Annotated in this window: 20 protein-coding genes; 8 read left to right on the forward strand and 12 right to left on the reverse strand. The window is 51.0% G+C overall.

Annotated elements, in window-relative coordinates; translation table 11 throughout:
* Nucleotides 1–69: 69 nt before the first annotated feature.
* The 5 genes from thyA to A1SC_RS26040 form a co-directional block, all read right to left on the reverse strand.
* The gene (gene thyA / locus A1SC_RS10590; RefSeq protein WP_000816232.1) at nt 70–864 is read right to left on the reverse strand and encodes a thymidylate synthase; all 795 of its coding nucleotides are present in this window, start codon (nt 862–864) and stop codon (nt 70–72) included.
* Between the two features lie 6 nt (nt 865–870).
* Entirely contained in the window at nt 871–1,746 is an 876-nt protein-coding gene (lgt, locus tag A1SC_RS10585; RefSeq protein ID WP_000204650.1) for a prolipoprotein diacylglyceryl transferase, read from the reverse strand.
* A 150-nt stretch (nt 1,747–1,896) separates the two neighbouring features.
* Nucleotides 1,897–4,143: a phosphoenolpyruvate--protein phosphotransferase gene (gene ptsP / locus A1SC_RS10580; RefSeq protein ID WP_016262489.1), complete on the reverse strand. Its 2,247-nt coding sequence runs from the start codon at nt 4,141–4,143 to the stop codon at nt 1,897–1,899.
* A gap of 12 nt (nt 4,144–4,155) precedes the next feature.
* Nucleotides 4,156–4,686: an RNA pyrophosphohydrolase gene (gene rppH, locus A1SC_RS10575; RefSeq protein WP_000564487.1), complete on the reverse strand. Its 531-nt coding sequence runs from the start codon at nt 4,684–4,686 to the stop codon at nt 4,156–4,158.
* Between the two features lie 352 nt (nt 4,687–5,038).
* On the reverse strand, nt 5,039–5,185 hold the full coding sequence (locus A1SC_RS26040) for a hypothetical protein (RefSeq protein WP_001516990.1): 147 nt from the start codon (nt 5,183–5,185) through the stop codon (nt 5,039–5,041).
* Nucleotides 5,186–5,370: 185 nt separating this feature from the next.
* Here A1SC_RS26040 and mutH point away from each other — a divergent pair, with 185 nt between their 5' ends.
* The 6 genes from mutH to A1SC_RS25910 all read left to right on the forward strand — a co-directional run bounded on the left by mutH (nt 5,371) and on the right by A1SC_RS25910 (nt 9,292).
* On the forward strand, nt 5,371–6,060 hold the full coding sequence (mutH, locus tag A1SC_RS10570; protein WP_000082178.1) for a DNA mismatch repair endonuclease MutH: 690 nt from the start codon (nt 5,371–5,373) through the stop codon (nt 6,058–6,060).
* A gap of 69 nt (nt 6,061–6,129) precedes the next feature.
* On the forward strand, nt 6,130–6,843 hold the full coding sequence (locus A1SC_RS10565; RefSeq protein WP_000895631.1) for a TerC family protein: 714 nt from the start codon (nt 6,130–6,132) through the stop codon (nt 6,841–6,843).
* Nucleotides 6,844–6,980: 137 nt separating this feature from the next.
* Nucleotides 6,981–7,199: a lipoprotein YgdR gene (gene ygdR / locus A1SC_RS10560; RefSeq protein ID WP_000758660.1), complete on the forward strand. Its 219-nt coding sequence runs from the start codon at nt 6,981–6,983 to the stop codon at nt 7,197–7,199.
* 107 nt (nt 7,200–7,306) lie between these two features.
* The gene (locus A1SC_RS10555; protein WP_016262490.1) at nt 7,307–8,347 is read left to right on the forward strand and encodes an NADP(H)-dependent aldo-keto reductase; all 1,041 of its coding nucleotides are present in this window, start codon (nt 7,307–7,309) and stop codon (nt 8,345–8,347) included.
* Between the two features lie 281 nt (nt 8,348–8,628).
* Complete coding sequence (locus A1SC_RS25905; protein ID WP_232019559.1) at nt 8,629–8,958, forward strand: DUF4140 domain-containing protein; 330 nt, start codon at nt 8,629–8,631, stop codon at nt 8,956–8,958.
* The gene (locus A1SC_RS25910; RefSeq protein WP_016262492.1) at nt 8,918–9,292 is read left to right on the forward strand and encodes a DUF4139 domain-containing protein; all 375 of its coding nucleotides are present in this window, start codon (nt 8,918–8,920) and stop codon (nt 9,290–9,292) included. Before A1SC_RS25905 ends, A1SC_RS25910 begins: the two co-directional genes overlap by 41 nt.
* 38 nt (nt 9,293–9,330) lie before the next feature.
* On the opposite strand, the gene lplT is transcribed toward A1SC_RS25910, so the two are convergent.
* Together lplT and aas are read right to left on the reverse strand one after the other, a co-directional pair.
* Entirely contained in the window at nt 9,331–10,524 is a 1,194-nt protein-coding gene (gene lplT, locus A1SC_RS10545; RefSeq protein WP_000004668.1) for a lysophospholipid transporter LplT, read from the reverse strand.
* Nucleotides 10,517–12,676 carry a bifunctional acyl-ACP--phospholipid O-acyltransferase/long-chain-fatty-acid--ACP ligase gene (aas, locus tag A1SC_RS10540; protein WP_016262493.1) on the reverse strand — a complete coding sequence of 720 codons (2,160 nt, stop codon included), beginning with the start codon at nt 12,674–12,676 and terminating at the stop codon, nt 10,517–10,519. The genes lplT and aas overlap by 8 nt, the downstream gene beginning before the upstream one ends.
* A 587-nt stretch (nt 12,677–13,263) precedes the next feature.
* Here aas and galR point away from each other — a divergent pair.
* Nucleotides 13,264–14,295, forward strand: a complete 1,032-nt coding sequence (gene galR / locus A1SC_RS10535) for an HTH-type transcriptional regulator GalR (protein ID WP_016249151.1) — start codon at nt 13,264–13,266, stop codon at nt 14,293–14,295.
* A 6-nt stretch (nt 14,296–14,301) separates the two neighbouring features.
* Here galR and lysA read toward each other — a convergent pair whose 3' ends face one another.
* Nucleotides 14,302–15,564: a diaminopimelate decarboxylase gene (gene lysA, locus A1SC_RS10530; RefSeq protein ID WP_016262494.1), complete on the reverse strand. Its 1,263-nt coding sequence runs from the start codon at nt 15,562–15,564 to the stop codon at nt 14,302–14,304.
* A gap of 121 nt (nt 15,565–15,685) precedes the next feature.
* Between lysA and lysR the strand changes: the two genes are divergently transcribed.
* The gene (gene lysR, locus A1SC_RS10525) at nt 15,686–16,603 is read left to right on the forward strand and encodes a DNA-binding transcriptional regulator LysR (protein ID WP_001516998.1); all 918 of its coding nucleotides are present in this window, start codon (nt 15,686–15,688) and stop codon (nt 16,601–16,603) included.
* 4 nt (nt 16,604–16,607) lie between these two features.
* Here lysR and ygeA read toward each other — a convergent pair whose 3' ends face one another.
* The 4 genes from ygeA to kduI all read right to left on the reverse strand — a co-directional run bounded on the left by ygeA (nt 16,608) and on the right by kduI (nt 20,843).
* Complete coding sequence (gene ygeA, locus A1SC_RS10520; RefSeq protein WP_001516999.1) at nt 16,608–17,300, reverse strand: amino acid racemase; 693 nt, start codon at nt 17,298–17,300, stop codon at nt 16,608–16,610.
* A gap of 130 nt (nt 17,301–17,430) precedes the next feature.
* On the reverse strand, nt 17,431–18,849 hold the full coding sequence (gene araE / locus A1SC_RS10515) for an arabinose-proton symporter AraE (protein WP_000256427.1): 1,419 nt from the start codon (nt 18,847–18,849) through the stop codon (nt 17,431–17,433).
* A 366-nt stretch (nt 18,850–19,215) separates the two neighbouring features.
* Nucleotides 19,216–19,977: a 2-dehydro-3-deoxy-D-gluconate 5-dehydrogenase KduD gene (gene kduD, locus A1SC_RS10510; protein WP_016262495.1), complete on the reverse strand. Its 762-nt coding sequence runs from the start codon at nt 19,975–19,977 to the stop codon at nt 19,216–19,218.
* 29 nt (nt 19,978–20,006) lie between these two features.
* Nucleotides 20,007–20,843, reverse strand: a complete 837-nt coding sequence (gene kduI / locus A1SC_RS10505; RefSeq protein WP_000383241.1) for a 5-dehydro-4-deoxy-D-glucuronate isomerase — start codon at nt 20,841–20,843, stop codon at nt 20,007–20,009.
* Nucleotides 20,844–20,895: the final 52 nt, after the last annotated feature.

Consider the following 20,895-nt stretch of genomic DNA (forward strand, 5'->3'; position numbering starts at 1 on the left):
GAAGAATTTAACAGAGGGTAAAAAAAACCGACGCACACTGGCGTCGGCTCTGGCAGGATGTTTCGTAAATCAGATAGCAACCGGAGCCTTAATGCCCGGATGCGGATCGTAGCCTTCAATCTCAAAATCTTCGAAACGGTAGTCGAAGATGGATTCTGGTTTACGTTTGATAATCAGCTTCGGCAGCGGACGCGGCTCGCGGCTTAATTGTAGATGGGTTTGATCCATATGGTTGCTGTACAGGTGCGTGTCGCCACCGGTCCAGACAAAATCACCCACTTCCAGATCGCACTGCTGCGCCATCATATGCACCAGTAGTGCGTAGCTGGCGATGTTAAACGGCAGGCCGAGGAAGACGTCACAGGAGCGTTGATAAAGCTGGCAAGAAAGCTTGCCGTCTGCCACATAAAACTGGAAGAACGCATGGCACGGAGCCAGCGCCATTTTATCCAGTTCGCCCACGTTCCACGCCGAAACAATAATGCGGCGGGAGTCCGGGTCGTTTTTCAATTGATTCAATACCGTGGTGATTTGATCAATATGACGACCATCTGGCGTTGGCCATGCGCGCCACTGTTTGCCATACACCGGGCCGAGATCGCCATTTTCATCGGCCCATTCGTCCCAGATAGTGACATTGTTTTCATGCAGATAAGCAATGTTGGTATCGCCCTGCAGGAACCATAGCAGCTCATGGATGATGGAACGCAGGTGGCAACGCTTGGTTGTCACCAGTGGGAATCCATCCTGCAGGTTAAAACGCATCTGATGACCAAAAATGGAAAGCGTTCCGGTTCCGGTACGGTCGTTTTTCTGTGTGCCTTCGTCGAGCACTTTTTGCATCAGTTCTAAATACTGTTTCATGGTTCCTCAGGAAACGTGTTGCTGTGGGCTGCGACGATATGCCCAGACCATCATGATCACACCCGCGACAATCATCGGGATGGAAAGAATTTGCCCCATGCTGATGTACTGCACCCAGGCACCGGTAAACTGCGCGTCGGGCTGGCGGAAAAACTCAACAATGATGCGAAACGCGCCATAGCCAATCAGGAACAAGCCTGAGACAGCCCCCATTGGGCGCGGTTTACGAATGTAGAGGTTAAGGATGATAAACAGCACCACACCTTCCAGCAGCAGTTCGTACAACTGTGACGGGTGGCGCGGCAGCACACCGTAAGTGTCGAAAATGGATTGCCACTGTGGGTTGTTTTGCAGCAGCAGAATGTCTTCGGTACGGGAGCCAGGGAACAGCATGGCAAACGGGAAGTTCGGGTCAACGCGGCCCCACAGTTCACCGTTAATAAAGTTGCCCAGACGCCCGGCACCAAGACCAAACGGAATGAGCGGTGCAATAAAATCAGAGACCTGGAAGAAGGAGCGTTTGGTACGGCGGGCGAAGATAATCATCACCACGATAACGCCAATCAGGCCGCCGTGGAAGGACATGCCGCCGTCCCAGACGCGGAACAGATACAGCGGATCGGCCATAAACTGCGGGAAGTTGTAGAACAGAACATAACCAATACGTCCGCCCAGGAAGACACCGAGGAAGCCCGCATAGAGTAAGTTTTCAACTTCATTTTTGGTCCAGCCACTGCCCGGACGATTCGCCCGACGCCCCGCCAGCCACATTGCAAAAATGAACCCCACCAGATACATCAGGCCGTACCAGTGAAGCGCAACGGGTCCTATTGAGAAAATGACCGGATCAAATTCCGGAAAATGCAGATAGCTACTGGTCATCTGTCACCACAAGTTCTTGTTATTTCGCTGAAAGAGAACAGCGATTGAAATGCGCGCCGCAGGTTTCAGGCGCTCCAAAGGTGCGAATAATAGCACAAGGGGACCTGGCTGGTTGCCGGATACCGTTAAAAGATATGTATAGGAACCGCGCTATAATCCTCCGCGAATCAGCCCACCCATGCCGCGACGCTCCATAAATGCCGCAACCTGATGACGAACTTCAGTCGCCAGTTGCGCTTCCAGACTGCGCTGAGCAAGATTTTCTGCTTCGGCAAAATCAATGCGCCGCAGCAAGTATTTTACGCGCGCGACAGAGCGTCCGTTCATAGATAGATGGCGATACCCAAGCCCAATGAGGATCGCCACACACATGGGATCGCCCGCCATTTCACCGCACAAACGTAAGTCGATCCCCTGCGCTTCCGCTTCCCGGGCGATCATCGCCAGGGCTCGAAGCATTGCAGGATGAAGACTGTCATAAATGTTTGCCACCCGCGTGTTGTTGCGATCGACAGCCAGAATGTACTGGGTCAGATCATTGGTGCCTACCGAGATAAAATCGACCCGGTTTGCCAGATGCGGCAACATAAATACCATCGATGGCACTTCCAGCATGATACCGATACGCGGTTTAGGGATTGCGTAACCAATCATTTCTTCGACTTCACGTCCGGCACGCTCGATCAGGCGGCGTGCTTCGTCAACTTCATCGAGACTTGTGACCATCGGCAACAGGATGTTCAGGTTGCCCGTGGCGGCGTTAGCACGCAACATCGCCCGTACCTGAATCAAAAAGATCTCCGGCTGATCGAGCGTAATGCGGATCCCACGCCAACCAAGACATGGATTCTCTTCGCTGATAGGCATGTAAGGCAGTTGCTTATCAGCACCGACATCCAGCGTGCGCAGCGTGACGGGCTTATCATTAAACATTTGCAACATGCCCTGATACTGCGCCACCTGTTCTTCTTCCGACGGGAAGCCGCTTTGCAGCATAAAGGGAATTTCAGTGCGATAGAGTCCGATGCCATCAATGCGGCTGCCTAATTTTTCTTCATGTTCCGGACTTAACCCCGCATTGAGCATAACTTTTATGCGCTCGCCGCTTTTTAGCTGCGCGGGTAAATTGACATCATCTTCTGCCAGACGGCTAAGCTCAATCTCTTCGCTAATCAGCCGCTGATATTCATGTAGCAGCACCGGCTCCGGGTCGACCAGCAATTCCCCACGATAACCGTCAACGATCAACGTCCGACGATGCAGCACCGAAGGCTGAATGTCCGCGCCCATCACGGTGGGGATCCCCAGTGCACGCACCATGATCGCGGCGTGGGAGTTGGCAGCACCATCGCGCACGACAACGCCGACTAAGCGATCCTGAGGCAGTTCCGCAAGGGTAGTCGCTGACAGTTCATCTGCCACCAGAATGAAACGTTCCGGCCAGGCGTTCGCCCCCTGATTGGCATCATCAAGATGAAACAGTAATCGCTGACCCAGCGCGCGTAGATCGCCCGCTCGTTCTTTGAGATAGCTATCGCTTAGTGTGGCGAACTGTTCGGCAAATTTTTCAATGACAGTTTTCACCGCCCACTCTGCGACCGAACCTTTATCCACTTCAGCAAACAGTTCGCGACGCAGACGCGTATCGGAAAGCAAGTGTGAGTAAAGATCGAAAATAGCCGCCGTTTCTTTTTGCGCCCCGGCGGCAAAGCGTTTGCTGTAACGGCGAAACTCATTGGCCGCCTCTTCCAGCGCCCCGGTCAGTCGCTCACGTTCCAGCGACGGATCCAGCGTTGATGCCTGATACACCTGTTCCATTAAGGGTAACGTTGCATCCTGCCAACCTTCGGCAATCGCTACACCGGGCGCGGCCGGTAATGCGCGGATTCTCGTCTGGCGATATTGCCCGAACAACGCAGTCAACTGCGACTGGGATAGAATGGCGGCCATCTGGGTGGCGAGCGTCACCAGGAAGGATTCTTCGCTTTCGTTGTACTGCCGCAGTTCGCGTTGCTGCACCACCAGTACACCAAGCAACTGGCGACGTTGAATAATCGGCACGCCTAAAAACGCACGGAAACGCTCTTCTTTTACGGAGGGGATATATTTGAAGCTGGGGTGTTTTTGCGCATCCGCAAGGTTTATCGGTTCCGCCAGCCTGCCAACCAGACCGACGATCCCTTCATCAAACGCAAGCGTTACAGTGCGACCACGTGGTTTTTTTAATCCCCGGGTCGCCATCAGGTAGTAACAACGTCGGTCGTGATCGGCCAGGTAGACCGAACAGACCTCAGTATCCATCGCAAGACAGATGTCGGTAACCAGAATATTTAACGCCTCGTTCAGGCGTGGTGCGCTGGCTACCTTTTCGACTATTTCGCGCAGGCGAGTGAGCATAATTGGCGTGACTTAACCTCTTTTACGTCGATAAGCTGATGCGTTTTGTGGTTTAGGCGTATTTTCCTGAAGCGCCATCACAACACTCGCGAACTCTTTCATTACCCTACGGTAGACATCACGTTTAAATGACACCACCTGTCTGACCGGATACCAGTAACTTACCCATCGCCAGCCGTCAAACTCTGGTGTACTGCTGGTTTGCATATTGATTTCCGCATCGCCGCTCACCAACTGCAAGAGAAACCATTTTTGTTTTTGGCCGATACAAACCGGCTTCGTGTCCCAACGCACCAAACGTTTCGGTAATTTGTAGCGCAACCAGTTACGTGTTGAAGCAAGGATTCGAACGTCTTTACGGCTTAATCCTACTTCTTCAAACAATTCACGGTACATCGCCTGTTCTGCGGATTCTCCGGGATTAATTCCGCCTTGCGGAAACTGCCAGGAGTGCTGACCAAATCGCCGGGCCCACATTACTTGCCCCTGACGATTACAAATCACGATACCTACGTTTGGGCGGTAGCCATCGTCATCAATCACCGGACTACCTCAAAATAAAGCTTTATATACGAATGATTGTTTCATACTCCAGGAAGACGGTAAACCACTCTCTGCAGGGCATTACACACTAATAACAATTGAATAACTCACAGTTAAGTGCAGAGTTATAAACAGAGGAAGGGGCGGATAACCGTTTTTATTCACCTTTTCTGTGGATAGAGTTGTGAAGAAGTACGGAATTACCACGGGAAAACCCAGAACACTCTGAATCAGCCGGATAAACGCGCTTTAAAATATTTTTTATTAATCAGTATATTATATACATAAAGAGTGATGAAACAGAGATATTTGTGACCATGGTCACACCACTCATTTACGCGTTGGCGAAAGATCAACCAACGTCGTATTTATCCACAGAATGTGCCACTAAGTTAAGCACCGTACCACTAAAAATTAGAGTTTCGTCGCACGTCAAGGCTGTAAATGGAAACAGTAGTGAGGGTTTTTCACAGTTATCCCAGCTTTCTGTGGATAACATGGTGTAAGATCCTGTTTATTTTCAGTGACCAGAATTGGAAAACCCACCTGGACGTTGCGCAACACAGTAGCCTGTAGATTAAAAAACAAGATAAATCATAGAATTGAACAACGCATGTGGAAAAAGTTACACTCTGAGTATTCGGCACAGAATAGCTGCTTGTTTTTTAACCAAGGTGTTAAGCCATGTCCCAACCTCGCCCATTGCTCTCTCCCCCCGAAACTGAAGCGCAGTTACTGGCGCAAGCACAGCAACTTTCTGGTTACACACTAGGTGAACTGGCGGCGCTTGCCGGGTTGGTTACACCGGAGAATTTAAAACGCGATAAGGGTTGGATCGGTGTGTTACTGGAGATCTGGCTCGGAGCCAGCGCTGGCAGTAAACCTGAACAAGATTTTGCTGCTTTAGGCGTGGAACTCAAAACGATTCCTGTGGATAGTCTGGGACGTCCGCTGGAAACGACATTTGTTTGTGTTGCACCGTTAACCGGCAATAGCGGCGTGACCTGGGAAACCAGCCACGTGCGCCACAAACTCAAACGGGTGCTGTGGATACCGGTTGAAGGCGAGCGCAGCATCCCGCTGGCGCTACGTCGCGTAGGGTCACCGTTGTTGTGGAGCCCGAATGAAGAGGAAGACCAGCAGTTGCGCGAGGACTGGGAAGAATTGATGGATATGATTGTCCTCGGTCAGGTTGAGCGAATCACCGCTCGTCATGGGGAATATTTACAAATACGGCCGAAAGCAGCGAATGCGAAAGCTCTGACCGAAGCCATTGGCACCCGGGGCGAACGGATTCTGACGCTGCCACGCGGTTTTTATTTGAAGAAGAATTTCACCAGTGCGCTACTGGCGCGTCATTTTTTGATCCAGTAGCCATCACTTTGACCTGCCGCATTCCGGGCATATAATTACCGCTTCATTTTTTTTGGCAGGGCTTTTTAGATGTTATTTGCATGGATAACCGATCCTAACGCCTGGCTTGCGCTCGGTACGCTGACGCTGCTGGAGATCGTTCTTGGGATCGATAATATTATTTTCCTTTCTCTGGTGGTCGCAAAGTTGCCCACCGCACAGCGTGGTCATGCGCGGCGTCTGGGGCTGGCTGGAGCCATGGTTATGCGTCTGGCGCTGCTGGCATCGATTGCCTGGGTTACTCGCCTGACGAATCCGCTTTTTACAATCTTCAGTCAGGAAATTTCCGCTCGTGATTTGATTCTGCTGCTGGGCGGTCTGTTCCTTATCTGGAAAGCCAGTAAGGAGATCCACGAGTCTATCGAAGGCGAAGAAGAAGGGCTGAAAACACGCGTTTCTTCATTCCTCGGTGCTATCGTGCAGATTATGCTGCTGGATATTATTTTCAGCCTCGACTCGGTCATTACCGCCGTGGGTCTGTCGGATCATCTGTTTATTATGATGGCGGCCGTAGTGATTGCCGTAGGCGTGATGATGTTCGCCGCACGTTCAATTGGTGATTTTGTTGAACGCCATCCATCAGTGAAAATGTTGGCGCTCTCTTTCCTGATTCTGGTGGGCTTTACCCTGATTCTGGAAAGTTTCGATATCCACGTACCGAAAGGTTACATCTACTTCGCAATGTTCTTCTCCATTGCAGTAGAAAGCCTCAACCTGATTCGCAATAAAAAGAATCCACTCTGATGTTCCGTTCGCTCTTCTGCGGGAGAGCGAATGCCTTCCCTTTATCCTCACAGTTTAAGACTTTCCTGCTTTCAAGATGTATAACGTCAGATTATAAACAGACTATTATCATTGATGGGCTTAATGAGGATAACCGGATGAAAAAATGGGCAGTATTAATCTCTGCAGTCGGACTGGCATTTGCTGTTTCCGGTTGTAGCAGTGATTATGTGATGGCAACTAAAGATGGTCGAATGATCCTGACGGATGGAAAACCGGAAATTGACGATGATACCGGGCTTGTGAGTTATCACGATCAGCAAGGTAACGCTATGCAAATTAACCGTGATGATGTTTCGCAAATTATTGAACGTTAAAAAATAAGGTCAGCATCCGGCTGGCCTTAAGATTTTTCGCTTTCCCTTTTCCCTTCCCTCTGCCATTTTTATATTCCTTATGTCGTGATTATAAAAAGGAAACGGCTATGCAATATCACCGTATACCCCACAGCTCGCTGGAAGTCAGCACGCTGGGGCTTGGCACGATGACGTTTGGTGAACAGAACAGCGAAGCCGACGCCCACGCACAACTCGACTATGCCGTCGCTCAGGGCATTAATCTTATTGACGTTGCCGAAATGTACCCCGTACCGCCGCGCCCCGAAACTCAGGGTTTAACCGAAACCTATGTCGGTAACTGGTTGGCAAAACATGGCAACCGCGAAAAGTTAATTATCGCCTCCAAAGTGAGCGGACCGTCGCGCAATAATGACAAGGGCATTCGCCCGGATCAGGCGCTGGACAGAAAAAATATCCGCGAAGCCCTGCATGACAGCCTCAAACGTTTGCAGACGGATTATCTCGATCTTTATCAGGTGCACTGGCCACAGCGCCCGACTAACTGCTTCGGCAAGCTCGGTTATAGCTGGACGGATTCTGCCCCTGCGATTTCTCTGCTCGACACGCTGGATGCACTGGCGGAGTACCAACGCGCGGGAAAAATTCGTTATATCGGCGTGTCGAATGAAACCGCATTTGGCGTAATGCGTTATCTGCATCTGGCAGACAAACACGATCTGCCGCGCATCGTCACTATTCAGAACCCCTATAGTCTGTTAAACCGCAGCTTTGAAGTGGGTCTGGCGGAAGTCAGTCAGTATGAAGGCGTCGAGTTACTGGCCTATTCGTGTCTGGGTTTCGGCACGCTGACCGGGAAATATCTCAATGGTGCAAAACCGGCTGGCGCACGCAATACACTCTTTAGTCGCTTCACCCGCTACAGCAGCGAGCAGACGCAAAAAGCCGTCGCGGCGTATGTTGATATCGCCAGACGTCATGGTCTCGATCCTGCGCAGATGGCGCTGGCCTTTGTACGCCGTCAACCGTTTGTTGCCAGCACTCTGCTGGGCGCAACGACGATGGAACAGTTAAAAACCAACGTCGAAAGTTTGCATCTGGAGTTAAACGAAGACGTATTGGCTGAAATTGAAGCGGTACATCAGGTTTATACTTATCCGGCACCGTGATCCTTTCGCCTGGTGTTATGCGCCAGGCGTCTCTTTTCTCCACTTTTCAGAATATATTCACTACTTTTCGCCGCATCTTTCCTGACAAAGCGCAATAGACTCTTTTGGTCAACGCCAGAGCGCGTTTCAATGTCTGTGCCCATTGTTAAGGATAACCATGTTGATTTTCAAACCTCTTCCCCTCGCCATGTTACTTACCGGGTGTATGTCCTCCGCCTGGGGGGGCAGTTAACCCAGCGCTAACACTTAAAGACGTCACTGTTTATCTGCATGGTGCCAGCCTGCAAGGTGAAGAGACACTCAACTTACCGGCAGGTGAAAGCGAAATCATCTTCACCCATATTGCCAATTCGGTAACTGACGACAGCATCGCCATCTCTATCGATAACGGAGTGACGGTGCTTTCCTCACGTATCGAGCTACAGGAAACACAACCGAATGCGTTGCCGTCAGAGATTCAGCAACAGTTAAAAGCAGCAAAGGTGGAACAGGCAAAACTAACCGCCGAGAAAAACAATATTGCGGCTCAAATTAAGGTATTAGAGGCAAATAGCACATTAACCAATAAAAGTGCCGCCGGAAGATGGCAAGTCGCTGGATATTCAGCTTAACCGCGCTCCTAAGTTGATTATTCAGCGTAAAGCCGCTCTCAAAAAAGAGAATGCGTTATCTATCTTTAACGACAGCGCAATACGTAACTTCAGTTACACCCTTAATGTGAAGAACAGCTACGGCGAAGCGGTGGATATCACTCTGCTCGACCAGATCCCAGTCAGTACTAATAGTGATATTACGGTAGAAAAAATGCAGTACGGGCAGGCGCAGTTTGATGCGAAAACGGGTGAACTGACCTGGACGCTGAAACTGTCGGGCAAAGAGAACGTGAGTCTGCCATTCTCTTACAGCGTGAAGTATCCGAAAGGTATGCCCCCTTCGGGAATGTGACCTTCACCAGATGGCTGAATGTGCAATCTGGCAAAAGATTAATGACGGCGTTGCCAGATCCACAGCGCCGTTATTGCCAGCGCAAACAGCGCACCAAAACCAATGCCAATGGGCACAACCGGAATTCCCACCATTACCGCCAGTGAATAAATCCCCAGCATCAGCAACATAGCACTATTTTCGCCCAGGTTCTGTACCGCAATGGCATTCCCCGCCCCGACGCTTTTTTTGCCTCGCTCCTGTAATAACGCATTGAGCGGTACAACAAAAAAACCACCCAACATGCCAATCAACATCAGCAAGGCATAGGCAGGCAGCAGATCGTGTTGCAGGGAGAAAATCAGCACCACCACGCCAATCAAAATTCCAGCAGGCATACAGCGTGAAACGGTTTCCAGCGTAACCAGCTTCGCTGCCGCGCCTGCGCCAACCACGATACCGATCGCCACCATCGCGTTGAGGTAGGTTGGTGTGGCGTTATCAGTAATGCCCAGCGCCACCGGCACCCACAGCACTAAAAGGAAACGCAGCGTGACGCCGGCTCCCCAGAACAAACTAGTGCCTACCAGCGAGAATCTCGTTTCGCCATTGCACCACAGTGAAGTGCAGGCCAGTAGGAAACTACGGGTCATGTTGATGAGATTCCACGACTGTCCCGGACGCGCCGCCGCCAGCTTCGGAATGTACAGATTTGCCGCGACCGCGCCAGCATAAGCCAAAGCACAAGCAGCCAGAGCAGCAAGAACATGCCAGTCAGCCAGCACACCACCAGCTACGGAACCGAGCAAAATTGCCGCAATGGTGGAAGCTTCCATTAAACCGTTAGCTTTCACTAACTTGCTGCCGGTGGTTAATTCACCAAGAATGCCGTATTTTGCTGGTGAATAGGCTGCCGCACCAACGCCCACCAGCGTATAACCGAGAAAGGGGTTGAGGCCAAAGCAGATACTGGCAGCACCCAGCAGCTTAAGACCGTTGGCAAACATCATCACCCGACCTTTGGCAAAACTATCGGCAACCTGACCGACAAACGGTGCAAAAAGAATGTAAGCACCTACAAACACCATTTGCAGGATGGGCTGGCTCCACTCCGGATAGAACTGCGCTTTCAGTAACGCCAGAGTGGCAAACAGCAGCGCGTTATCGCCAAACGCAGAGAGAAACTGCGCGACGATAACCGCTTTCATCCCTTTCGACCATAGCGAAGTGTTAGTTTGCACTGACTCACTCATCGTGTTTTTCCGCTTCGTCTACCCAGCTTTTCAACGTGACAAAGTCAGGTTTGCCGCTGCCCAGTAATGGCATCTGCTTCAGATAGCGAATGTCGCGCGATACGGCAAGTTCCGGCACACCGTGCTCGCGGGCATATTGTTGCAGCTTATCGCGAGTCAATTCATTGTCTGTGGTAAAGAGCACCAACGCCTCGCCTTTGCTGGCATCACTCTTAATGGCGGTGGCATGCATCTTGTCTGGTGAAACACCAATAGCCAGTTGCTCAACCATTTCCAGCGACACCATCTCCCCGGCAATTTTGGCAAAGCGTTTCGCTCGCCCCTGAATCTGCACAAATCCCTGCTCGTCGAAACGCACAATATCGCCAGTGTCATACCAGCCGCGCTCCATCTCGCCGTGGATATTCTCGGCCGCAGGTACTTCCAGCACGCCCGGCTTCTCCACTCGCAGGTAGCCGTTCATAATGTTCGGCCCCTTCAGTTGCAGGCGACCGCCGTCTTCGATACCCGGAACCGCCAGCAGTCGCGCATCCATACCTGGCAAAATACGCCCTACCGTACCGGGTTTCGCCGCCATCGGTACGTTGATGGACACCACCGGAGCACATTCCGTCACGCCGTAACCTTCAAGAATGCGCAGGCCAAATTTATCCTGCCAAAGCTGTTTGGTGCTTTCTTGCAGTTTTTCTGCGCCTGCCACCACATAGCGTAGACGATAGAAATCATACGGGTTGGCAAAGCGCGCGTAGTGACCGAGGAAGGTCGAGGTGCCGAAAAGCACGGTGCAACTGCGGTCGTACACCAGTTCCGGCACAATTCGATAGTGCAACGGGCTTGGATAAAGGAACACTTCCGCCCCAGTCAGCAGTGGCGTAAACAGGCCAACAGTCAGACCAAAAGAGTGGAACAGTGGCAATGCCGACATAAAGCGATCATTGGTGGTGAAGTCGGCAATAGTTTTAATCTGCTCGACATTCGCCAGAATGCTTTTATGGCTATGAACCACGCCTTTCGGATGGCCTTCTGAACCGGAGGTGAACAGGATCAGCGCCTCTTCTTCCGGCTGCTGTTTTACCTGTGCCAGGCGCGGCATCAGCAAATGCGCGAAGATCCACACTTTGTCGGCGGTAGTGACATCCGCTTTTAAATCTTCCAGATAGACCCAGCGTACCTGGGTAAGCTGTTCCGGCAAATGCCAGAGTTTGCCTTTATCGAGAAACTGACGGGAAGTGAAAATGGTTTTGATTTCAGCCGCGGTAATGGCGCTGGTCAGCCCTTTTACCCCGGCGGTGTAGTTCATCATTGCCGGGATACGGCGACGGGCGATAGCACCGAAAATTACTGCTGCGCTAATACCTGCGTTAGGCAGCATTAAGCCGATTCTTTCCCCTTCAGCAGTGTATTTTTCAAGTATACGCCCAACAAACAGTGTCTTAGTGAGTAATTTGCGATAGGTATCCGGGGTGAAGTTGACGTCTTCAACACACTTTTTTCCGGCCCCGAAACGGTACATCGCGCTCAGCAGCGATTCGTACAGCGTTTCACGTGGACGCACGGCCATACGCGCTTCCATCATAATTTGATGCAGCATTTCGCCTGCAATTTTGCGACGATCACGCGCGCGCGGCGCATCTGGCATCTGCACTTGTGTTGGCGGCAAAATATGCAGATGAATTGTCGGGAACAGGCGGCGTTTAACCAGCCCTTTCAGGCGGCTGAAGTGCGTAAGCTCCGCCCCTTCAATACGCAGCGGAACAACCGTCGCGCCTGACTTCGCCGCGACAAACCCCGCACCATCGTAGATTTTCATCAACGAACCGGTTGTCGTGATTCGCCCTTCAGGGAAAATCACCACCGGGCGGCCCTGTTCCACCAGACGCACCAGATGTTTAATCGCCATGGGTTGCGTCGGATCGAGGGGAACGAAGTCGATAAATGATTTCAGCCAACGCATATACCACTGCTGGCTAATGGAAGTATAAACGGCAAAAACAGGGCGAACGGGTAAAAACAGCGCCAGCAATATGCCATCACTAAATGAGACGTGATTGGGCGTGATAAGAACGCGCTCGCCCTTCAGTGCCTGGGTATCGCCTGTCACGCGAACGCGGTACAGAACACGGCACAAATTACGAAAAAAGCTAAAAAGCATTCCAACTCCCTTTGCTCATTCTTCAGTAATAATGAATGGTGCGAGATTACACCAGAAGGAGAACTCGAGCGACAGTAAAATAGGTATGAAAAAAAACCTGCGCATCCGCGCAGGTTGGTGCAAGAGACAGGGTACGAAGAGCGTACCGAATAATCTCACCAATCAATACCTCTGGGATCTTGATTGTGGTCTGCGCAAAGCATGTTCGCCAGCGAGAAAACGCAAAGGAATGAAGGGAAATGCAACGAGGTGTGTAAATTATCGGTTACTGTTACAGATTGATGTCAGGCGAAAAAAAACCTGCGCATCTGCGCAGGCTGGTGTAATTCATGTGCTCAACCCGAAGTTGACTTCACCTATCAATACCTCTGGGATCACCACTTTAGCAACCTGAAGCCAAACGCCACCAGCGGTCAATCGCAACAGCGTTTCGCAAAGTGTAACCAAAGGTTTGTAATCTCTTTTTTTGTCTTACTTATTCGCGTTTCGCTCACATTCCCCGCGCAGAAAACACCACACCCCTTGAACCAACGGGCGTTTTCCGTAACACTGACAGAATGTAAGCGTTTACCCACAAAGGTATTTTCATGGCGACCATAAAGGATGTAGCCCGACTGGCAGGCGTTTCAGTCGCCACAGTTTCCCGCGTCATTAATAACTCTCCAAAAGCCAGTGAAGCTTCTCGTCTGGCTGTGCATAGCGCGATGGAATCTCTTAGCTATCACCCAAACGCCAACGCCCGGGCGCTGGCACAACAGACAACTGAAACCGTTGGCCTGATCGTTGGCGATGTTTCCGATCCCTTTTTCGGCGCAATGGTGAAAGCGGTCGAACAGGTGGCTTATCACACCGGTAATTTCTTATTGATTGGCAATGGTTACCACAACGAGCAAAAAGAGCGTCAGGCCATTGAGCAGTTGATCCGTCATCGCTGCGCCGCACTGGTTGTCCATGCCAAAATGATCCCGGATGCCGATTTAGCCGCATTGATGAAACAAATGCCAGGCATGGTGCTGATCAACCGGATACTCCCTGGTTTTGAGAACCGTTGTATCGCTCTGGACGATCGTTACGGTGCCTGGCTGGCGACACGTCATTTAATTCAGCAAGGCCATACCCGTATTGGTTACCTTTGCTCTAACCACTCTATTTCTGACGCCGAAGATCGCCTCCAGGGGTATTACGATGCCCTTACTGAAAGCGGTATTCCAGTTAATGACCGGTTAGTAACTTTTGGTGAACCGGATGAAAGTGGCGGCGAACAGGCAATGACTGAACTGCTGGGAAGAGGCCGGAATTTCACCGCGGTGGCCTGTTATAACGACTCAATGGCGGCGGGCGCGATGGGCGTACTCAATGACAATGGGATCGATGTACCGGGCGAGATTTCGTTGATTGGTTTTGATGATGTGCTGGTATCACGCTATGTGCGCCCACGGCTGACCACCGTACGTTACCCCATTGTGACGATGGCAACCCAGGCTGCCGAACTGGCATTAGCGCTGGCGGATAATCGCCCCCTCCCCGAAATCACCAATGTCTTTAGTCCTACGCTGGTACGCCGCCATTCAGTTTCAACGCCGTCGCTGGAGGCAACGCATAACACCGCCAGCGACTAGCGGTGATTAAAGCAACTCTAGCGCCAGTAATTCTTCAATGGTCTGGCGGCGGCGAATCAACCGCGCCTGACCATTATCAAACAGAACTTCTGGCAACAGTGGGCGGCTATTGTAGTTTGATGACATTGACGCGCCATATGCCCCCGTATCATGCAGCACCAGATAATCACCCGCCTTCACTTCCGGCAAAGCGCGGGTTTCGACATTTCCCCCCTCCTGCTGGGTAAAAACATCGCCCGATTCACATAACGGCCCGGCGACAACGGTTTCCACCGTTGGTGCCTGTTCAAGAGAACGACCATCAGCCGCCAGGGCGCTAATATGGTGGTAACTGCCGTACATTGCCGGACGCATCAGGTCGTTAAATCCGGCATCAACCAGCACAAAGCGGCGACTGCCCATTTGTTTGACGCTCCGCACCTGAGTAATCAACACGCCAGACTGCGCCACCAGGAAGCGACCCGGTTCAATTTCCAGTTTCACGTGATGCCCCAAATGGCAAGCGATCTGCTCACGCGCGGCATTCCACAGACCATAATAATGTTCAGTATCAACCGACTCCTCTCCCTGCTGATAAGGAACAGAAAGCCCACCACCTGCAGAAATAGCCAGTAAATCCTGACCAAATTCGATGACCTGACGCACCATCGCCCCACACACCTGCTCCAGATGCGCGTAATCAACACCGGAACCAATGTGCATGTGAATGCCGACCAGTTGCAGATGATGACGTTGTATCACTTCCAGTGCGGCGGGAAGATCGGCATACCAGATGCCGTGCTTACTGTTTTCGCCACCAGTATTGGTTTTTTGGCTATGACCGTGACCAAACCCCGGGTTAACGCGCAGCCATACCCGATGCCCTGGCGAAACCTTCCCCAGTTGGTCGAGCATATCGACAGAGCCAGCATTCACTGGAATTTGCAATTCACTGACGCGCTCAAGCGTTGCCTGATCGATAACATCCGCGGTAAAGACGATGTCATCGGGATGCGTTTGCGGATTGTATCCCGCCGCCAGCGCACGCTCGATTTCACCCAACGAGACGGAATCTACTTTCACGCCCTGCTCACGCATTAAGCGCAAAATATGAATATTGGAACAAGCTTTCTGTGCGAAGCGCACCACATCAAACTGTTTCAACGCCGCAATCTGCCGACGAATAATTTGTGCATCGTAGACCCACACCGGGCAGCCAAATTCTGCGGGCAAGCGCAGCAGATTTTCGGCGCTGAGATCAGTATCAGTGCTGAACAGTGAATGTGGCATAACAAACTCCGAATAAGTGCTTTTTTATGATTACGCCACATCATAAAAAGAATAAAAAATATCGATTTATGCCGAGTCTATGCAAAAATGATATGGATTACCGGATTGCGAGAAAAAGTAGATGGCCGCCGTTAACTTACGTCATATTGAAATTTTTCATGCGGTTATGACCGCCGGAAGCCTGACTGAAGCCGCACAACTGCTGCACACCTCACAGCCAACTGTCAGCCGCGAACTGGCACGTTTTGAAAAGGTGATTGGGCTGAAACTGTTTGAGCGCATACGCGGAAGATTACATCCTACCGTGCAAGGACTGCGGCTATTTGAAGAGGTGCAGCGCTCCTGGTACGGGCTGGATCGCATCGTCAGCGCCGCTGAAAGTCTGCGCGAGTTTCGCCAGGGAGAACTTTCAATTGCCTGCCTGCCGGTCTTTTCGCAGTCTTTTTTGCCCCCGCTGCTACAACCTTTTCTGGCCCGTTATCCTGAAGTCAGTTTAAATATCGTGCCGCAGGAATCGCCGCTACTTGAAGAGTGGCTTTCGGCCCAGCGCCATGATTTAGGACTCACCGAAACGCTGCATACGCCTGCGGGTACGGAACGTACCGAATTACTGTCTTTAGATGAAGTCTGTGTTTTACCGCGGGCACATCCGCTGGCGACAAAAGAGGTATTAACGCCGGAAGATTTTCAGGGTGAGAATTACATCAGCCTTTCCCGTACTGACAGCTATCGCCAGTTGCTGGATCAACTGTTTAATGAACATCAGGTTAAACGCCGCATGATTGTGGAGACCCATAGTGCCGCGTCAGTCTGCGCGATGGTACGGGCGGGAGCGGGCGTTTCGATAGTTAACCCACTCACCGCTCTGGATTATGCAGCAAGCGGATTAGTCGTGCGGCGATTCAGTATTGCTGTTCCCTTCACCGTTAGCCTGATTCGCCCCCTGCACCGCCCGTCTTCAGCATTGGTGCAGGCATTTACAGAGCATTTACAAGTCGGTTTACCGAAACTGGTTGCCTCGCTTGACGCTATTTTGTAGTCAGTTACGACAGCATAAAGGCAACCGCATCCTCGGCATGGATCGCTGCAGTATCAAATACGGGAAGAACGCTGCGTTCTTCAGGCACCAGTAAACCAATTTCTGTGCAGCCGAAAATCACGCCCTGCGCGCCCTGTTCTGCGAGGCGAGCAATCACTTGCGCATAATAAGCGCGCGATGCTTCGGTAAATTGCCCCAGACACAGCTCTTCAAAAATAATCTGATTAATTTTCGCCCGTTCATCTGCTTCAGGCACCAGACAATCGATAGAAAATTGCTCCGCCAACCGCCCACGATAAAAATCCTGCTCCATAGTGTAGCGCGTGCCCAGTAGCGCTACGCGCGTCATTCCGGCGCGGCTGATTGCTCGTCCGGTGGCATCCGCAATATGTAAAAAAGGCAGCGAGCAACGGGATTCGATGACATCTGCCACTTTGTGCATCGTATTGGTACATAACACAATGCCCTCTGCACCCGCCCGCTGTAAGCCAATCGCCGCCTCTGCCAGAATCTCCCCGGTTTTATCCCATTCACCACGACGTTGACACTCTTCTATTTCATGAAAATCGACGCTATGTAGCAGCACTTGCGCAGAGTGAAGTCCACCAAGCCGCTGTTTAATGCCTTCATTTATCAGGCGATAGTAAGGGATGGTGGATTCCCAACTCATTCCCCCCAGCAAACCAATTGTTTTCATTCCTCTCTCCTGTCTTGTGAGTTACCGCAGCGAGGCAGAATAAAGGACGTAACGAACGCCTCAACGGCCAGGTGCCCGATCTCTATTAGCGAAAAAAAGGCCGGATGTACAGCACATCCGGCCAGTGAAATCAGACGCCGATATTTCTCAACTTCTCGCCAGACATCAGTTTACGTTCGATATGTTCCAGCGTGACATTCTTGGTTTCAGGAATGAGCCAGAAAGTGATGCCCACAAACGCAATGTTCAATGCGGTGTAGAGCCAGAACGTACCGGCAGCGCCAATGCTGTCGAGCAACGTCAGGAAGGTCGCGCCGATAATCATGTTCGACACCCAGTTGGTGGTGGTCGAGCAAGTAATACCGAAATCGCGACATTTCAGCGGCTGAATTTCGGAGCACAGGATCCACACCACAGGCGCGGCACTCATCGCATAACCGGCAATACACATCATCGTCATGCCAACAGAGAGCCAGGACAAACCACTGGAAGCCGTTCCGTTATCAAACTGCATCAGGCAATAACCCAACACCAGAGTTCCCAACGCCATCACGCTGAAACCAATTTTCAGCGCCGGTTTACGCCCCGCTTTATCGACCGTAAAGACGGCAATAAAGGTGGCGAACATAAAGGTCAACCCCACCACCAGAGTCGCAATCATCTGCTGTTCGGTAGTCGTAAAGCCCGCCATTTTGAAGATACGCGGCGCGTAGTACATGATGATGTTCATACCAGTAAACTGCTGCATCGCCTGCAACAACATACCGAGGAACACGGCACGACGGACGTTACGGTTGATCTTAAACAGCGCCCAACCGCCCTGTTTTAATTTCAGGCTTTCACGTATTTCGTTGAGTTCTTCTCGCGCTTTTTCCGATGTATCGCGCAGCATACGCAGCACTTCTTCCGCCTCAATATGACGCCCTTTCTCCGCCAGCCAGCGCGGACTATTCGGCAGGAAGACCACCAGAATAATCAACAGGACTGCAGGTAAGGCAAGAACACCTAACATTGCGCGCCAGTTACCGCTATAGCTGAAGGCTGTATCGGATAAAAACGCCAGCACAATGCCGAGTGTGACCATCAACTGGTACATACTGATCATCTTGCCACGAACGTTTTCACTCGCCATTTCTGAGAGATAGAGAGGTGCAGTATAAGAGGCGATTCCGACAGCAATCCCCAGCACCACACGGGCGGCAATCAGCATTTCAACGCTGGTCGCAAAAGCCGACCCTATCGAACCGAGCACAAAGAGGATAGCCCCCGCCATCAGACTGTATTTACGCCCCAGGCGGAACGACAGCCAACCGTTAAACAGCGCACCGATTGCCGCGCCAAGCATCATGCTGCTGACCACCCACTCCTGCAAACGACTGGTCAGCACAAAGTGATCGGTGATGAACGGCAACGCTCCGGCAATAACTCCGATATCAAGACCGAATAACAATCCCGCGACCGCAGCAGCTACCGAAACAAACATATTCATACGCCGCGTATCGCGCAGAGGGCGCGGCGTTAAAGCAGATTCCGTATTGATAGTAACCATTTTTTCCTGCCAGCACAGAGTAAGACATAGTGAAAAAATACGTGAACAATTAACTCAGGTGTCAGGTCGGAAATATCATAAATATGGATTAAACTGCTGCTACATACTGTTATGTGATGGACATTACACTTTTAAAATTAAGTGAAATTAATGACATTATAATTAAGCACATAATTTTAAAGCAGATAAAACTCATAAAGTTTATTAATTGATAATTCATATGGATTATTTCATAACCATGATATGGATTATGCTGATTATCAGAAATAAAAAACCCCGCCGTCATAAACTGCACCTTACTCAGTTGGGTGTCCAACTTTTGGGGGTCAGTTCATCAGGCAGGGTCTTAATAGCAAACTGAATAAATTAACGTGCCAGCCAGCCGCCATCCACAGCAACGGTATAACCATTCACATAGTCTGAAGCACTGGAGGCAAGGAATACCACCGGCCCCATCAGATCGCTCGGTACCCCCCAGCGTCCGGCAGGAATGCGCTCAAGAATTTCCGCACTACGTTGTTCATCAGCCCGCAATTGCTGAGTATTGTTGGTCGCCATGTAACCCGGAGCAATCGCATTAACGTTGATGTTATGTTTTGCCCATTCGTTCGCCATCAGGCGCGTCACGCCCATCACGCCGCTTTTTGATGCGGTATACGAAGGCACACGGATCCCGCCCTGAAATGAAAGCATTGACGCAATATTTATAATCTTGCCGCCGTTGCCCTGAGCGATAAAGTGTTTCGCCGCAGCCTGAGACATGAAGAACACGCTTTTGATATTCAGGTTCATCACATCATCCCAGTCTTTTTCGCTGAACTCGAGGGCATCTTCACGGCGAATCAATCCGGCGTTATTCACCAGGATATCAATATGACCGAACTCTGCTACCGCACGATCCAGCAGTGCTGGGATGCCATCAATCTTACGCAGATCGGCAGTCAGACTTAAAAAGCGACGCCCCAGCGCAGTAACCTGTTCAATAGTCTCTGTTGGCTCAACAATGTTGATGCCGACAATGTCACAACCCGCCTGTGCCAGCCCCAGTGCCATTCCCTGTCCCAGCCCGGTGTCACAACCGGTGACTACCGCAACTTTACCTTCAAGAGAAAATGCATTTAAAATCATAATAATACCTTATTCATTTATACTCGCGACTAGCGCAGATCTTTAACGGCAACGTGGTCCATATCATCAAAGACCTGGTTTTCACCGACCATGCCCCAGATAAAGGTATAAGCTTTGGTTCCTACGCCAGAATGGATAGACCAACTTGGGGAGATCACTGCCTGTTCGTTATGTATCACAATATGACGCGTTTCTTGCGGCTGCCCCATCATGTGGAAAACGCAGGCGTCATCGTCCATGTTGAAATAGAAATAAACTTCCATCCGACGTTCGTGGGTGTGGCACGGCATCGTGTTCCACAGGTTACCCGGTGCCAGCTCCGTCAGCCCCATACTCAACTGGCAGGTTTCCAGCACATCCGGCACAAAATATTTGTTAATCGTGCGGCGGTTGCTGGTGAGGTTATCGCCCAGCGTAACCGGAGACACTTCGGACGGAGTCACTTTTTTGGTGGGATACGTTGTGTGAGCAGGCGCACAGTTGTAGTAAAACTTCGCTGGAGTGGCACTATCGATGCTGGCAAAGACAACCTCTTTTGCACCTTTACCTACATACAAGGCATCGCGGTGACCGATTTCATAGCATTGACCATCGACAGTAATCGTTCCGGCACCGCCAATATTGATAACACCCAGCTCGCGACGCTCAAGGAAGTAGCTCACGCCCAGTTGTTTTCCGACTTCCCCGCCAACGGAAACCGTTTTTGCTACCGGCATAATACCGCCAACAATAATACGGTCAATGTGGCTGTAAACCATGGTGTACTCATCCGCGACGAATACCTTTTCAACCAAAAATTCATTGCGCAGCCCCTGGGTATCCAGCGTTTTCGCGTGCGCACTGTGGATGCTCTGTCTTACGTCCACATCAACCTCCGATAATCAGTGAAGCATGAAATTACAAACGATAGTGAAACAT

This window comes from Escherichia sp. KTE52 (assembly GCF_000408325.1).
In the GTDB taxonomy this organism is placed as follows: domain Bacteria; phylum Pseudomonadota; class Gammaproteobacteria; order Enterobacterales; family Enterobacteriaceae; genus Escherichia; species Escherichia marmotae.